Here is a 15,236-nt window from a genome sequence, read left to right as displayed (position 1 = left end):
CAGTCAAGCGGTCGCCGTAAATTTGTGCAATCTTGGGCGCCTGCTTGACTTTCTTTGCGCATACGTCGAATAATCGACGTAGCAGTCAGTTGTGAATTGGGTCACGCCGATAGTGGGCCCCAAGGAAAGTAGGAAGCCATGGCATACGTACTCGGAGTGGACGTCGGCGGCACGTTCACGGACGCCGTGCTCGACGACGGCGAAGGCATGGTTATCGCGGGAAAGGCACCGTCGACCCCGCCCGACTACTCAAGTGGCGTCATGGATGTTCTCGAGGTCATCGCGCAACAACTCGACGCGTCGATCGAGGAGATGCTCGCGAAGACTCATCACATCGCGCACGGCACCACATCGTCGCTGAACGCGCTGGTCATGAACCGGGTCCCCGACATCGGTTTCCTTACCACCAAGGGGCACCGCGACTCGATCTACATCATGAACGTCGAGGGCCGGTACCTCGGCCGCGCTCCGGAGGAGCTGCAGAACCCGATCGGGCAGAGCAAATCGCACGGCCTCGTGCGCAAGCGCCACGCCCTCGAAGTCACCGAGCGTGTCGACCGTGACGGCCGCGTGGTGGTCCCTCTCAACGAGGACGAGGTGCGCGAAGCAGTGCGCACCCTCGTGGCCGATGGGATTTCCGCAATCGCAGTCTCTCTGCTGTGGTCCTTCCGCAACCCGGCGCATGAACAACGGATCCGCGAAATCGCCCACGAGGTTGACCCGGACCTGTTCGTGGCGATCTCAAGCGAGGTGTCACCGCGCATTCGAGAGTTCGCCCGCAATGCCACCACCATCATGAGCACCCAGATCGGTCCCGGCCTGCGCGACTACCTGGGTGAGCTGGAAAGCAAACTGCGCGAGAAGAAACTGGCCGGGCCGCTACTGGTGATGCAGAGCAACGGCGGTGCCGTCGCCGCCGCGGAAGCCCCCGGCAACGCGATCTCCACCGTCGGATCGGTGCTCACCGGTGGCGTGGTGGGAGCGGTGTCCCTCGGCCAGCAGTTGGGGCACAGCAACATCATTGCCACCGACGCCGGTGGCACCACATTCCTCGCCGGTCTCATCGTCGACGGTGAACCAGTGCGCTCGTCCACCACGATCATCAACCACCACCCGATCAATGTGCCCACCCTCAAAGTGCACGCGATCGGCTCGGGTGGCGGTGCGATCGCCTGGCTCGACGCCGGCGGCAACCTGCAGATCGGCCCCCACAGCGCCCAGGCCGTGCCCGGCCCCGCCTGTTACGGCAATGGCGGCGTCGAACCCACCAACACCGACGCCAACCTGGTGCTCGGGATCATACCCGAGCGCGGCTTGCTGGGCGGACGTCGCGCACTGGACGTGAGCCTGGCGCGAGAAGCCATCCGCACCCGGATCGCCGGACCGCTCGGGCTCAGCATCGAGGAGGCGGCAGCCGCCATTTACGAGGTGCAGAACGCACAGACCGGCGACCTCCTGCGCAAGACCGTCGTCGAGGCCGGCCACGACCCGCGCGGCTTCATCGTCTACGCTTTCGGCGGTTCCGGTCCCGCCCACTGCGGCTTGTACGCGCAGGAGATCGGTGTCCCGAACGTCGTCGTGCCGCTCGGCCAGGTGGCCTCGGCCTTCTCGGCCTACGGCCTCGCATCCTCGGACATCGTGCTCGCCCGTGAAATGTCTGACCCCGCTGCTCTGCCGCTGGACCCGCAGCGGGTGCAGCGCAACTTCGAGAAGCTGGAAGAGCAAGTGCACGGGATGCTCGCCCGGCAGGGACTCAACTTCTCCTCGATAAAGATCGAGCGTGAGATCGACATGCGGTACACGATGCAGCTGGCGGAAGTGGCCACTTCCGTCCCGACCGGCGATCTGACAGCGAAGCACCTGGCCACGGCCGCCGACATGTTCGAGTCCAAGTACGCCGACCTATTCGGCAAGGGCAGCGGTTTCCGCGAGGCCGGTATCCAGGCCATCACCTACCGTGTGCGGGGCACGGGCGTCTTGCCATTCTCGCCGACCCTGCCGCCGATGGCGCAAGCGGATTCCGCCGATGCCTCGGAGGCGCTGACCGGCACCCGCAAGGTGTGCCTTGGCGCGACCCATGGCTACGTGGACACCGCCATCTACGACTACGACAAGCTACGCGCCGGCCACACGCTACGCGGACCCGCAGTGATCGAGGTGCCCACCACGACTGTGGTCGTCCCCCACGCCACCACCGGAACCATCGACAAGCTCGGCAATCTGCACATCACCGTCGACGCACCCGGCGCCGTCACCCAGGCCTGATCCAGAGGAGCACTTTCATGACCGCACCGATCCCCGGCTCAGAGATATTCTCCAGCCGCCCCCTCGACCCCGAGGCACTCAGCCGCGCCGTCGGCGCCACCGTCGAACTGCACACCGTCACCCAGGATCAGATCGACGCCGTCGACCCCCTCACCTACGAGGTGATTCGCCACCGCCTGTGGTCCGTTACCGACGAAATGGGCGAAGCGCTCAAGCGCATGTCCGGCTCGCCGATCGTCACCGACGCCAACGACTTCGACTTCGCGGTCAGCGACGAGGTCGGCCAGGAAGTGCAGGTGGGTCTCTACAACACCATGCTCGTAGGAGCGGTGGACCTGGCCATCTACTGGACGTTGCAGCACCGCGCCGAGAACCCCGGCATTGCCGACGGCGACATGTTCCTCTGCAACGACCCCTGGGTCGGCGGCGGCCTGCACCAGAGCGACGTGATCGTCTATCAACCGATCTTCCACGACGGCAAGCTCTTCGCGTGGACGAGCGCCATCTGCCACGAACCCGACCTCGGCGGGTCGGGCCTCGGTTCGTTCGACCCAGGCGCCAAGGACGTCTTCTCCGAGTCCCTGCCAACCCCCCCGATCAAGGTGGTGCGCGACCACGTGCTGCAGCGCGACGTCGCCGACGCGTGGACCAGGCGATCCCGGGTTCCGATGCTTGTGGGCCTGGACCTGCGCGCCAAGATCGGGGCCAACACCGTCGGCCGCAACCGACTGCTCGCCGTGATCGAACAGTACGGCGCTGACACGGTCAAGGCGGTGATGAAGCGCATGATGAACGACGCCGAGTCCCGCCTGCGCACGAAGCTTGAAGGCCTCCCGGACGGCACCTGGAAGGCAACCGGCTACCAGGATCAAGCATCCGTCGGCGACCGCGGACTCCACAAGATCACCGTCGCCATGATCAAGTCCGCGGACCACCTGACCTTCGACTTCACTGGCACCGACCCGCAGACCGGCGTCATCAACTGCACCTACGCAGGCATGCGCGGCGGCGTGATGCTGGCCCTCCTGCCCATCCTGGCCGGCGACATCCCGTGGTCAGCGGGAGGCCTGATGCGCTGCTTCGAACTGGTCTCGGAGGAAGGAACGATCAACAACGCGACCTTCCCCGCCGCCGTCAGCCGCGGCCCGATCGGCCCCGCATGGCTCACCGGCAACCTGATCGCCGAGTGCCTGGCTCAGATGCTCGACCAGAACATCGAACTCGGCAAGAACGTGCAGGCCTCCTGCTGCGGCACCTGGGACACCGCGGTCGTGGCCGGCCTCGACGAGCGCGGTGAGCAGCCTGTGCCGTTCCTCAACATCATGATGGAACCGATGGCAGGCGGCTATGGCGCTCGTCCGGTAGCCGACGGTATGGACACCGGTGGGCTGTTCTGTATCCCGATGGGCCGCATTCCGGATACCGAGATGACCGAATTTCTCTACCCTCTGCTCACTCTGTGGCGGCGCGAGGAACCAGACTCGGGCGGCCCCGGCCGCATGCGGGGCGGCGTGAGCGCCTCATTGGCTGTGACCCCGTACGGATCCAGCGTCCCGATGGGCCTCGTTTTCGCCTCTGCTGGTAAGGCCGTGGCACAGAACAGCGGCCTCGCCGGCGGTCTGCCCGGCAACACCGGCCTGGAGATCCTGGCGCGTGATTCCGGCGTGCGAGAGCTCCTCGCGTCCGGGAAGCTGCCCGGCAACCTCGACGACCTGGCCGGCACGCGGGAGATTGGTGCCTGCTACGCCGAGAGCTACCTCGCACCCGGCGAGGTGCTGTACATGCATTGGCAAGGTGGCGGCGGCTACGGCGACCCATTGCGCCGCGACCCCGACTCCGTCGCCCGGGATGTGGTGAACGGCAAGGTGACCGCCGACGGTGCCCGCTCCAACTACGGCGTCGTGGTCGCCGACGGTGAACTCGACGAGGACAGTACCGCCGACCTGCGAGCGCGCATGCTCGAAGAGCGCCGCGAGCGCTCCCACGTGCCCGCATCGCAGGAGGCCACGGTGGACCTGAGCCACGCCCGCCGCATCGACGACAACCTGGCCGAGGTCACTATCGGTGAAGCACGCGTGATCGCGTGTGCGCACTGCGGCCGACAGTTGGGCGACACCAAGTCCGGCAAGCTGTCGCTGGCCCGTTACGAAGGCCCGTCGAGCGCCGCGGGGCCGCAGGTCACTTCCGATCCGTCGGAGTACGTCGACACCAACATCGTCTTCCGCCAGCAATGCTGCCCCGGTTGCTGGTCCGCGGTGTACTCCGGCATCGTCCCGGCCGACCACCCCGACCACGTGGGCGAACTGACCGCGCTCCTGCCCGCTGCTCCCACCCGGTAAGCCACAGACACCCGCAGAGAGGTAATCCCGTGACTGCACACGATTGGAACGGACGCCTTGTTCCGTTCCCCGCCGACCGCGCCGCGGCATACCGCGCGAGTGGCGAGTGGAGTGGGCTTCCCACAACAGCACGGCTGCACGAGTCGGCGTTGCGGCACGCAGACCGAATCGCGCTCATCACCGCGGAGGGCACCTACACCTACCGCGAACTCGACGAACGCACCGACCGTATCGCCGCCGGACTGACCTGGATGGGACTGCGACGACTGGACCCAGTGATCTTCCAAGTCACCAACCGGGCAGCGACAGTTCTCGCCTGGTACGGCGTACTCAAAGCCGGCCTGATCCCGGTGGCCACGCTGTCCCAGCACCGCATGCATGAGATCGGTCACATCAGCGAGAAAGTGGACGCAGTGGCCCATCTGGTAGAAGCAGGTCTCTCCTTCGACCTCGTGGACTTTGCCCGCGAGGTCGGCAAGGGCCACTCCTCGCTACGCTACGTGCTCTCCATCGAGGCACCCGAAGTGGAGCCGGGTGTACATCGGATCGAAGATCTCGGCGCGGACATCGACCTGGCCGAGGCCCGAGCGCTCGTCGAAACGATTGAGGCGGACGCGGACCCCGAGGACATTGCGGTGTTCCAGCTGTCTGGGGGAACGACAGGAGTGCCCAAGGTGATCCCGCGGATCCATGCTGAATACTGGAACAACGGCGTCTTCTACGCCCGCGCTTTCGGTTGGAATGAGCAGACCCGCGTGGCGCACCTGCTCCCTATCATCCACAACGCCGGCATTTCATGTGCTCTGCACGCAGCCCACGCGGTCGGCGCCACACTCGTGCTGGCGACACCGGATCCTGTTGCTGCCTTCAAACTCATGGCACGCAGCGACGCCACCGACGTGCTGATCGGGCACGGCCACTACCAGGCCGCTCACTCGGCCGGATTCGATCCGGTACTGCGCACCGTGCGCCGCACGGTGCTGTCCGGGGCGAAGGTGCCGGCAGAATTGTTCCGCAAGCTGGACGACAGCAGCAGCCACTCCCGCTGGGCTGGGCAGATGTTCGGCATGTCGGAGGGAATGTTCATCGTGACGCCGCAGGACGCACCGGCGTCCGCGAGGGCGGACACCGTCGGCTTGCCCATCGCGCCGTCGGACGAGATCCGGATCCTAGATCCCAGCAGCGAGGAGGAACTTCCCGCCGGTGCCGTCGGGGAACTGTGCTGCCGCGGTCCGTACACCATCCCTGGCTACTTCGGCGCACCCGAGCACAACACGAACGCATTCACCTCCGACGGTTTCTACCGGACCGGTGATCTAGCGGCGCTGCACGAGTTCGGCAGCCGTCGCTACGTGGCCATCGAGGGTCGCATCAAGGATCTCATCAACCGTGGAGGGGAGAAGGTGAACGCCGAGGAGATCGAACTGCTCCTGCTGCGCCATCCGGACATCGCGGCTGCCGCAGTCGTGGCGATGCCAGACGATCGGCTCGGCGAGAAGGCCTGCGCCTATCTAGTGCCGGAATCAACGGCCGAGCTGACGATGGCTGCGGTCCAGGAGCATTTGAATGCCCTGGGCGTCGCCAAGTTCAAGTGGCCAGAGCGTTTGGTGTGGGTGCCCGCATTACCCCGGACCAACGTGGGCAAGGTCAACAAGAACAGCCTCCGCGCCGACATCGTCGAGCGCCTGGAGGCGGAGACGCTCGAGGGGGCTCATTCATGAAACTCAACACGATCGCTGTCCTGGGCGGCGGCCCTGGCGGGTTGTACGCCGCGCGTCTGCTCAAGCTGAGTCACCCCCACGCGGAGGTCACCGTCTACGAGCACGGGGTGCCGGACAAGACCTTCGGATTCGGCGTCGGCCTGGCATCGCGAACCCAACGTAATCTGCGTCTCGCTGACGAGGACTCACTCAACGCGATCGTGGCCGTCTCACACCCACATGAGATGTCGATGCGTGTCGGCGATGCCGAAGTGCGCCTCGCCCACGGCGAGCTACTCGCAATCGGCCGGGCCACACTGCTGTCGGTCCTGCAAACCTACGCTCGAGCCGCCGGAGTGAACTTGCGCTTCGGTGAACGACGCTCAGCGGCCGACCTCGACGCGGACCTCATCGTCGCCGCTGACGGCATCGCCAGCACGACACGAACCGAGCTCGCCGAGGAATTCGCCCCAGAGATCGCCGAAGGTGAAGGACTCTACCTGTGGTGTGGCACCGAATTCGCGCTGCCCAGCGCAGTGTTCACGCCAGTCACCACCGAGCACGGAACTTTCGTTGCGCATGCCTACCCGTACGCCAGCGATCGCAGCACTTTCCTGATCGAAACCGACGAACAGACCTGGCAGCAAGCAGGATTTGACGAATCTACCCGCGAGACCAAGAACGGGGAGACCGATCAGATCTCGCTTGACTACCTGCAGGAGGCGTTCGCGCAGCCATTGCAGGGAAACCGGCTGATCGGCAACCGCACCAAGTGGCTGAGGTTCCGCACGATCCGGTGCCGACGCTGGTACACACGCAACGTGGTCCTGCTCGGCGATGCTGCGCACACCGCGCACTACTCGATCGGATCTGGGACGAAACTCGCCATGGAGGACGCGATCGCGCTCGATCGTGCAGTACTCGCCGCCGACGATATGGACGAGGCTCTCGCAGCCTACGAAGCGGAGCGCCGACCGGCAGTCAACCACCTCCAAGCCATCGCCGAGCGTTCGATGGCATGGTGGGATTCGTTCCCCGCCCGCACGTCTATGCCAGTGGAACAACTGATGCTTGCTTACATGACCCGCGCAGGAAAGGTCACCGTTGAGCGCTTCGCTGAGTCAGCACCGCAGGTCGCCAATCCCGGCCTGGCGGCGTTTGCCGGCGTTGAAGCCAATGACGTTCCGCCGCCGGCTGCGGTGACAGCGTGGATCCTTGACCAGCCCCTCGCTGCCGGCGAGCATCGGTTCGCCGCCCGCACCGCTCCCGAGACGCTGCGGACCGCAAGTGGCACAGTGCAAATCGAAATCTCGGTCCGACCGTGGAGTCACGCGGCTACCAAGCTTATCGTAGACCTGCCACCGGCAACCACGTACTGGCTGACCGGACCTGACGATCGTGAGGCAGCTCTCGACCGATTGGACATCGCCGAGCGCCTTCGTCGCGAAACAGGTGCGGTGCTCGTGGCGGATCTGCCCCGCAGATTCCGCGCCGACGCCGCTGGCGCTGTCGCCAGCGGGCGTGTCGATCTCGTGGCCTTCACGAGCTGACGGACTAACCTTGTGCGCTATGACATCCGATGCCGCCGACTCGGCTGACCCCGCGCCCAAGCGTCGTGGTCGGCCGAGCGTGCGGCGCGAGCTTGTCGAACGCGAAATCAAGGAAAACGCCGCACGCCTGTTCGCCGAGCGCGGAGTTGCAGGAACGACCTTGCAGGACATCGCCGACGCGACCGGACTGACTCGCCAGGCCGTCTACCACTACGTCGCAAGCAAGGACGACCTGTTCGCCCAACTCGTCAGCGAGATCGCCGACCAGCCCGCCCAGGTGCTCCATGAGATCAACTCAATGGACGACCTCAGTCCTCCAGACAAACTGCGGCGCATGGCGCATTCGTTGGCGCTGCACCAGATGGCGAATCCTGACCGGTTCAGACTCATGATTCGGTCGGAATCCGACCTGCCCGAGCACTTGGCGACCTCGTACACCGCCAGCCGTCGACGCGTCCTCAAGGAACTTATCGAAGTCATCGACGCTGGAATCGCCACCGGAACGTTCCGCACCGTCAACGCCCGGACTGCCGCGCTGGGTATCATCGGCATGCTCAACTGGATCGCCTGGTGGCATCAAGAGGGCAGCAGTGATCAGCACGCGGCCGATGACCTCGCTGAGATGGCAGTGCGGACCATCCAGAATGAGAACCGCACGCCACAGGCTCCGACGGTCGCGGGGATTCTCGCGAGCATTCGCCGCGAACTCGACATCGTTGAGCGTCTCTCTAGTGACCCGGACTCGCCGCCCACCCACATGCCCTGAGCTGTTGCTCGGCGACGGGAGCGAGTCGAGGAGGGGGATCACCACAGGGTTTCAATACCGGCTTATTGCCAGTCCTCTAGATAGCGTGGCACGAGCGGGACTATAAGGATTTCCGTGGATCTAGCTCTGACACAAGGGACAAATTCCGACTCGGGATGATGCCTCCTTCGAAAGTAATTGCGAAGGCGTTCCGACTTCCTTCCACTGTATGGTCAATCGTTCGCGCGCTTGCCGATCGGGTCCGATGCTCTGAGGCCGGATATAGACACTCAGACGCGGCTTGCTCGTGAGACTGTCCTTAAAAGTTGACATCTTGACAATGGATCGTGAAGGCCCAGGAAGTGATGTCGCGTTGGGTCGCGCGGCGTGTCGACGGCAGGCCGCCCTCGTGCAGCGCTGCTAAGGCAAGGACTGGGCGGAGCCCATGGACTAAGATGGGTACGCAGCAGTACCGCGCATCAGAGAGTGCCCAGCGTTTATGTTGGGTACTATCGGAAGTATGGATGCGAAGTCAGGCAAAGCAGCGAAACGGGTGCCCGCCTCGCACGCCGATCCGCTCGCTCGTGAGCGGACCCAGTTTCTTGTGGACCGGTTTGGTTCTCGGGGTCTTGCCCGGATGATTGGAGTGAGCCCGTCGCAGCCGACCAGGTGGGCGCAGGGCAAGGAGCATCCGGGTCCTGACTCTGCGACGCTGCTCATCGACCTGGAACACATCCTGGCCAGAGCCCGGCTGGTGTGGGGTGAGCCGACCGCGATCGACTGGTTCTCCGGGCATAACGCATACCTGCAGGGCGCGAGGCCTATTGATGTCCTCAAACTGCGGGGCCCAGCCCCGGTGCTCGATGCGCTTCACGCTGAGATGTGGGGCGGAGCGGCATAGGCGGTGCTGGTTTATCGTGTTTTCCCTTATCTGCCTACAGCGAAGCCCGGTCAGCCGGGGCATCCCCTCTACGAGCATCGCCCCCAAATCGGCGGGAGAATTGACCACCCCGACTATTACGTCTGGTACCTCTCGCGGCATGCAGAGGCATCCTGCGGGGAAGTCTTCGGGAACCTCCCCGTGTGGAGAGACTCGATGTTCCGGTTCCTGGCGATCCCGGGTGCCAGGCGAGCGCTGGGGGTCTACCGGCTGTCAGATGAGCTGCGCATCTGCGATCTCGATGACCCCCATCAGCTAGCCCGGCTTGGGCTGCGTCCCACTCAGATAGTGACAAGAAACCTTGCGGTCACCAGCACGTGGGGGCATCGCATATGGAACGAAACCGATACCGCACTGCCCGATGCTCAGCGCTGGCAAGCCGTGCAGTGGTGGTCCTTTCACCGGCCCTCCTGGACAGTGCTGGCCAGCTGGGTACGCCCCCAACTGCAGGACGTGCACGAGCTAGCACTGGACCACCCGGCCATTCTGGATGCCGCCCAGGCCCTCTGCAAAGACATCGACACCACAGCCACCTAGGCCCGGCCTGGGTGGCGCTTGAATCAACTCGAGCCCACTAATGCGATGACGCGACCGTACAGTGAAGGCCACACCGCAACGGAAGGAGAGCACAGTGGCACACCACACTTCTCGCGATCCTGGCCCGCCGTGCGGAGGGGCAGTCGCTGCGGGAGATCACCCGCGATGTCGGCGTCAGTAAAGGCCGCCGAGGAGGCGATGACAGAACTTCCGTAAAATAGCTCGGCCCGCAGTCGTGAGATCAGAGCTGGGGCGCCCCGGCTTCATGGTTGCTGTGGAGGCGGGTTCACTGCGTCAGCGTCGATTGTGACCTTCTGATCTGGCTTGGCGGGCACCGCTTCCAGGCGTGGTGTAGCTAATAGGTCCTCGATGCACGCGAGTGAACCCCCGACGTAGGTCGCCATTAGGTCTATATCGGAGGCGACGCACCAGTCTCTATCATCGGACCACCACAGATTCGGGCTCTCGTGCTGAAATGTGCGCCCAGCATCAAATACCGCACCACGGAAGACGATCATGAGGCCCATCGCGGTGACGATTCGCGGGTAGTCAGGCGGCACAGTCAGGCCCCGTGCCTCCGCGAACGCGAACCAGCATCGTTCTGGCATGCTCGTGTGATCTTGGAGCACGCTGGCGAGCACCATCTGCTCTTGGCTTGGGAGACGCCCCATGGAAGGGGGCACGTCCCATACTGGAGTTCCTGGGTCTCGCTGTCCGGCTGAGATAGCTTCCCATTCCATCGCGGGATGCGCTATCGCTCCCGAATGCTTCGCTACCGTAGTCCAGCGAACAAATGCGAATGCCGCTGGCGCAGCTGCGGTGGCTTCAGAGACTCGCCGGTAGGCGGGGTGAAGGATTCTTGCATACGCCGGGAAGGCAGCGGAAACCAGCCCCGCGACGTTTTCGCTAGCGTTTGTTTCGGCTTTTTCGAATGGAAAGGGTGCGGAACAAATATCGGTCATCGCCCAGGTTGTTCTCACCGATTGCTACTTATCAGCTGTCTCAACGCCACCACCTGAAAATCGCGGCCCGTCATTTTCGGGTGCCTCGATCCGGACATAAGCGAAGTTGTCGGGATCCAGATCTCGGACCGCGGGTGCGTCCGCAAACGCCCGCGACACCTTCAGCCAGCGCTGAGCTTCCTCCCGCAGCGTGCGGGCGGCTCCTTCTCGGAACGCGATCGCGTTCTCCCTATTTTCGTCTCCGGGTTCCCCACGGATGGCCTGAACTTCACGCTCTACTCCCTCAGCGTCATAACGGACCTGTTCAGCGATCTGTCCGAAGAGCTCCGAAAGTAACTCGGAGTGAGGAGCTGACTGCTCCACAAAGGCGACCGCGCGCGCCAGCTCACTACTTTGTCTCATACACCTCAGGATCCCATACGCAGAACTATCCACCTGTGGTTCTTAGGTCTGCCCGGAGAGGGCACGTCGACGCCGGTGCTGATGAAGTTGTCCGGTTACGTCGGTGCGAAGCCTCGCCAAGTACGCGCGGGTGTCCGACGAAGGACCGATAAATTTCAAGCCGAGAACGACCCCGGCGGCGACGCTCCCGGTGGAGGTTGCGTCGCCGAACAGTCCCTTGAGCTGGGTCCCCTCAGATAGTGACGAGGAACCTCTGATCGGATCGCGGGCACAGATCCGAACTCAAAGCACACAACGGCGCCTGCAGGAAATGCAGGCGCCGTCGGGAATCTTGGGTCAACTACCCTGTCGCGATCGCGATCTCGTTTGGTGTCTGGTCGAGTTCCGCCGAAGCGATGATTTCTCCGGTGGTCAGATCGAGTGCGTGGATCGTGTTCGCCGCGGGTTCAGTGATGTAAGCGATGTCGCCATTCACCTTGATTGCGGGGTGGGGGTTCTGCCACTGATCGGGGCCGTCCCACGCTTCGATGACATCCCAGGAGTCGGTGATTTCGCCGCTTGCGGGGTCAAGAACGTGGACCGACCCGTCTGTCGCTAGGATCAACGCTTCATCTTGCGGCCCGCGCGCGATTCCGCGCCAGGTGTATTCGACACCGTCTGGCAACTCGATGACCTCGAGCGTGCGTGCCTCAGTGTCCACGAGGACAATCTTCTGCAGGAGGTAGCCCTCGGCGTCAGGGTCATCCTTGTAATCGCCCACCATGATGGGGCTGGTCTCGGTGACGTACGCGTTGCCGGTGCGGCCGTACTCGTCGGGGGCGTCAACCTTGTGAATTTCGCCGTTGTCGTAGATGAGAACGCCATCTTCACAACCGAATACGACGACCTCGTTCTGCAGGGTGCCTTCGCCGTGGACACCTGGGCACTCATCGTTTGATGCGATTTCGTTGCGGTCGGCGTCGAGCACACGAATACCTGTCCGGCCGTCGTCGTCACCGACGCTGGTCAGCAGGGTGTCGTCCTCAAGGACAACTGACACGCCGTGGTGGACGTCGACACCAGGCACGACCTCAGCATCAGGCAGCGCGCCCTCAGCGTCGAGGAAATCCGCGGTATTGAAGATCATCGTGTCGCTGGTGGCATCGTCGTAAAGGACGGTGCGGCCTGCGTGACTGACCACGTGGGCGGCAGTGTCCGCCTCGACGACCAGGTCGGTGAGGTTCGGCGTTTCGGCGTCAAGGAGCTGAAAGCCCTCGGACGTCGTGACAAACACGTGTCGGCCATCACCGGCGGGGTTCAGGCGAGTGAACTCTTCCGAGTCGAAATCACCGAGGACGTCAAGTGTTGTGACATCGAGAACGAGCACACCGCCTTCATACGTCAGCGTGACACGTGGCCCCGGAGCCGCAGTCGCCGCCGCGTCAGTGGCGCCTTGCGCGCCGGTGACGTCTGCCGTGCCAGCGCCGTCGGCGGTGTCGGGTGACTCCTCGTTCGAGGCACATCCTGCGAGGGCGAGCACGCCGCTGAGCGACGCTGCCACGGCAGCGAGCGCACCGCGCGAGAGGGATCGGTTCTTCATTGTGTCCTTTCTAATTATTGAGCGGAACGGATTTCTGTTCACGGCGCGAGGCCGGTGGCGATGCGCTCGGTGTTGACGCGCATCATGTCGAGGTATGTGGGTGCATCGCCGTCGGGCTGTGTCAGCGATTCGGTGACAAGTTCAACGACGATGACGTCACGGTTGGCTTCGTCGGCGAGGACCTCCATGAGCCGGCCAGGCTGCGACGACTCTGCGAAGATCGTGGTGACACCTGCCTCGTCGATTGCGTTGATGAGCCCCTGCAGATCACTCGCACTCGGCGCCGCGAGGGTTGTGCCGCTGGGGATTACGGCGCCGATGATCCGGAACCCGAACCGGTCAGCCAGATAGCCAAAGACGTGGTGATTGGTGACGAGTGCGCGCCGCTGCTCCGGAATCGCGGCGAACGTGGACGTCATATCGGTGTCTAGCGATTCGAGCTCACCGCGGTAGTCGGCGGTGTGGTCAGCTAGTGCCGCCTGGTCGATACCGTCGATTTCGCCGAGTGCATCGCTCAGGGCTGAAACGACATCGATCATGCGGGCCGGGTCGGTCCAGAAGTGCGAATCGGGCTGCCCTGCCGAGTCCCCGTCGCTGTAGTCGAGCACATCGATGTGATCGCCGGCGAAGAAGACTGGCACGCCGTCAGCTGCGGTGGACTCGACGTGCTTCGCGAGCCCTTCCTCGAGGCCCAGACCGTTGGCGACAATTAGTTCTGCCCCTCGCATGCGCGCTGCTGTCTGCGCGGAGATCGCGAAGGAGTGGGGGTCGGCATCGGGCGGCATCAGAGTGAGTACCTCAGCCTCGTCGCCGACCATTTCCTCGACGACATCGCCGAGGATGTTGGTCGTCACGACGACCAGCGGCTGATCTGATCCGGGTGACACGCAGGCGGTGAGACTCCCGCCCGCGAGAAGTGCAGCGACTAACGCGACTCGCATTTTCATCGGCCCGTCTCCACAACGAACTTCGGTTCCGCGTCGGTGTCGAAGACACGCGCGATGCGCGCGTCATCCGCGAAGTCGATCTCGAATAGCTTTTTCTCTGCCGGCCCGTTGATGTAGGCGCGCTGCTGGTCGGCAGTCAGTTCAAGTCCCGGACGCCGCTCTGGGTCAGCAACGGACTCCGCGACAAGTTGATCTGTTGCCGCGAGTAGTTCACCAGTCTCACCAGAAAGCACGAGTACACGCCCCTCAGCGGTCAGAGCGAGGAGGTGATCGTCCGCATTGGCGACGGCCGTCGCCTGAAGGATCGGCTCGCCCACGTCGATGAGCGTCCACTCACGGTTGCGGGTATCGAGCAGCCAGATGGACGAGCTTCCACTGTCCCCGCTGTCCCCAGCTACCGCGGCAACCGTGGGCCGGTCTTTCCGGGCGCGGAACTCGTCGGAGGGCGGCGCGTCCCCCGTCGGGTACGGGATGTGCTCGAATTCAACCCCGTCGTCGGTTGCTGTCGCGAGAACGGCCCCATCGCGGCAGCCGATGACAGTGCCGACAACAGTGGTGATCGTCCCCCGTGCGTCAGCACAGTCGACGGTAGCTCCGAGCGGCTCACCGAGTTCGTCGAGCGCGAGTATGCGCCCTGTGAAGCCATCAGCGTCCGGTTCTGTGACGAGGGCGCGGTTTCCGATCGGAACAACGAGCCCGTCGTGCGGTGCACCAGTAATCCGGAACCGCTCTTCGAGCGACCCTTCGCCGAGAGTTCCGGCGGCGAGAACCACGGCTTCACCAGAGTCGGGGAAGAAGATTCCGGCTCCGGCGTCATTTGCTGAGACGGTGGCTGGCCCGCCAGCGCCGGTCACGTCACCGAGGATGGAGGGCTCGGCACGATAGTAGTGAAAGTGATCTATGTGGCTCCATGTCCACACACCACTGTCGACGACGGTGACGGCTCCAGCATCGGGTCGCACAGCGTACGCGTAACGTCCCTCAGTGGTCAGCGCTTCTACACCGTCCACGGTGCCGAGGGTGGCGACGCTTTCGTCTAGAAGGTCGAGGTGGCGGATTTCTCCGTCGGGGTCGATTGTCAGCAGGTGAAGCTGCGGTTCAGCGACTTCCTGAGCACCAGGAATGGCACCGTGGCCGTCGCCAAGTGCAGTGGGCTCCGTCTGGTCAGCAGCGGGGTCAGGTTCCGGGGTATCAGGGGCTGGGGTGCAGGCAACGAGCACTGCGGCCAGCACGGCAACCGGAATGGAAGCGAGACAGCGGGTCATGCAGT

12 protein-coding genes are annotated in these 15,236 nt (G+C 64.0%); 7 read left to right on the top strand and 5 right to left on the bottom strand.

Features of this window, described 5'->3' with window-relative positions:
* Positions 1-138: 138 nt before the first annotated feature.
* The 7 genes from FHU29_RS01740 to FHU29_RS01710 all read left to right on the top strand — a co-directional run bounded on the left by FHU29_RS01740 (position 139) and on the right by FHU29_RS01710 (position 10,076).
* A complete protein-coding gene (locus FHU29_RS01740; protein WP_064439609.1) occupies positions 139-2,265 on the top strand; it encodes a hydantoinase/oxoprolinase family protein in 2,127 nt (708 codons plus the stop codon).
* Positions 2,266-2,282: 17 nt separating this feature from the next.
* Positions 2,283-4,604, top strand: a complete 2,322-nt coding sequence (locus FHU29_RS01735) for a hydantoinase B/oxoprolinase family protein (protein ID WP_064439608.1) — start codon at positions 2,283-2,285, stop codon at positions 4,602-4,604.
* A gap of 29 nt (positions 4,605-4,633) precedes the next feature.
* Positions 4,634-6,325 (top strand): (2,3-dihydroxybenzoyl)adenylate synthase, encoded by a 1,692-nt coding sequence (locus tag FHU29_RS01730; protein WP_064439607.1) that lies wholly within the window; start codon positions 4,634-4,636, stop codon positions 6,323-6,325.
* Entirely contained in the window at positions 6,322-7,854 is a 1,533-nt protein-coding gene (locus tag FHU29_RS01725; RefSeq protein ID WP_064439606.1) for an FAD-dependent monooxygenase, read from the top strand. Before FHU29_RS01730 ends, FHU29_RS01725 begins: the two co-directional genes overlap by 4 nt.
* Before the next feature lie 19 nt (positions 7,855-7,873).
* Positions 7,874-8,620: a TetR/AcrR family transcriptional regulator gene (locus tag FHU29_RS01720; protein ID WP_064439605.1), complete on the top strand. Its 747-nt coding sequence runs from the start codon at positions 7,874-7,876 to the stop codon at positions 8,618-8,620.
* Positions 8,621-9,119: 499 nt separating this feature from the next.
* On the top strand, positions 9,120-9,500 hold the full coding sequence (locus FHU29_RS01715; RefSeq protein WP_064439604.1) for a hypothetical protein: 381 nt from the start codon (positions 9,120-9,122) through the stop codon (positions 9,498-9,500).
* Positions 9,501-9,503: 3 nt separating this feature from the next.
* Positions 9,504-10,076 carry an RES family NAD+ phosphorylase gene (locus FHU29_RS01710; RefSeq protein WP_064439603.1) on the top strand — a complete coding sequence of 191 codons (573 nt, stop codon included), beginning with the start codon at positions 9,504-9,506 and terminating at the stop codon, positions 10,074-10,076.
* Between the two features lie 263 nt (positions 10,077-10,339).
* Here the strand turns inward: FHU29_RS01710 and FHU29_RS01705 are convergent, their stop codons facing one another.
* From FHU29_RS01705 to FHU29_RS01685, 5 genes are all read right to left on the bottom strand, one after another.
* The gene (locus FHU29_RS01705) at positions 10,340-11,056 is read right to left on the bottom strand and encodes a hypothetical protein (protein WP_074390793.1); all 717 of its coding nucleotides are present in this window, start codon (positions 11,054-11,056) and stop codon (positions 10,340-10,342) included.
* A gap of 6 nt (positions 11,057-11,062) precedes the next feature.
* On the bottom strand, positions 11,063-11,440 hold the full coding sequence (locus FHU29_RS01700; RefSeq protein ID WP_157094988.1) for a hypothetical protein: 378 nt from the start codon (positions 11,438-11,440) through the stop codon (positions 11,063-11,065).
* A 340-nt stretch (positions 11,441-11,780) separates the two neighbouring features.
* Positions 11,781-13,019 (bottom strand): zinc metallochaperone AztD, encoded by a 1,239-nt coding sequence (gene aztD / locus FHU29_RS01695; protein ID WP_064439600.1) that lies wholly within the window; start codon positions 13,017-13,019, stop codon positions 11,781-11,783.
* A gap of 38 nt (positions 13,020-13,057) precedes the next feature.
* Positions 13,058-13,966: a zinc ABC transporter substrate-binding protein AztC gene (gene aztC / locus FHU29_RS01690; protein WP_198156518.1), complete on the bottom strand. Its 909-nt coding sequence runs from the start codon at positions 13,964-13,966 to the stop codon at positions 13,058-13,060.
* Positions 13,963-15,231, bottom strand: a complete 1,269-nt coding sequence (locus tag FHU29_RS01685; protein WP_064439599.1) for a hypothetical protein — start codon at positions 15,229-15,231, stop codon at positions 13,963-13,965. The genes aztC and FHU29_RS01685 overlap by 4 nt, the downstream gene beginning before the upstream one ends.
* Positions 15,232-15,236 lie beyond the last annotated feature (5 nt).

The organism is Hoyosella altamirensis (assembly GCF_014191505.1).
In the GTDB taxonomy this organism is placed as follows: domain Bacteria; phylum Actinomycetota; class Actinomycetes; order Mycobacteriales; family Mycobacteriaceae; genus Hoyosella; species Hoyosella altamirensis.
This window is presented reverse-complemented; position numbering and strand designations above follow the sequence as displayed.

Coding starts and splice junctions, on each gene's coding strand:
- FHU29_RS01740 (WP_064439609.1), top strand. CDS start 139: ATGGCATACGTACTCGGAGTGGACGTCGGCGGCACGTTCACGGACGCC.
- FHU29_RS01735 (WP_064439608.1), top strand. CDS start 2,283: ATGACCGCACCGATCCCCGGCTCAGAGATATTCTCCAGCCGCCCCCTC.
- FHU29_RS01725 (WP_064439606.1), top strand. CDS start 6,322: ATGAAACTCAACACGATCGCTGTCCTGGGCGGCGGCCCTGGCGGGTTG.
- FHU29_RS01720 (WP_064439605.1), top strand. CDS start 7,874: ATGACATCCGATGCCGCCGACTCGGCTGACCCCGCGCCCAAGCGTCGT.
- FHU29_RS01715 (WP_064439604.1), top strand. CDS start 9,120: ATGGATGCGAAGTCAGGCAAAGCAGCGAAACGGGTGCCCGCCTCGCAC.
- FHU29_RS01700 (WP_157094988.1), bottom strand. CDS start 11,440: ATGAGACAAAGTAGTGAGCTGGCGCGCGCGGTCGCCTTTGTGGAGCAG.
- aztD (WP_064439600.1), bottom strand. CDS start 13,019: ATGAAGAACCGATCCCTCTCGCGCGGTGCGCTCGCTGCCGTGGCAGCG.
- aztC (WP_198156518.1), bottom strand. CDS start 13,966: ATGAAAATGCGAGTCGCGTTAGTCGCTGCACTTCTCGCGGGCGGGAGT.
- FHU29_RS01685 (WP_064439599.1), bottom strand. CDS start 15,231: ATGACCCGCTGTCTCGCTTCCATTCCGGTTGCCGTGCTGGCCGCAGTG.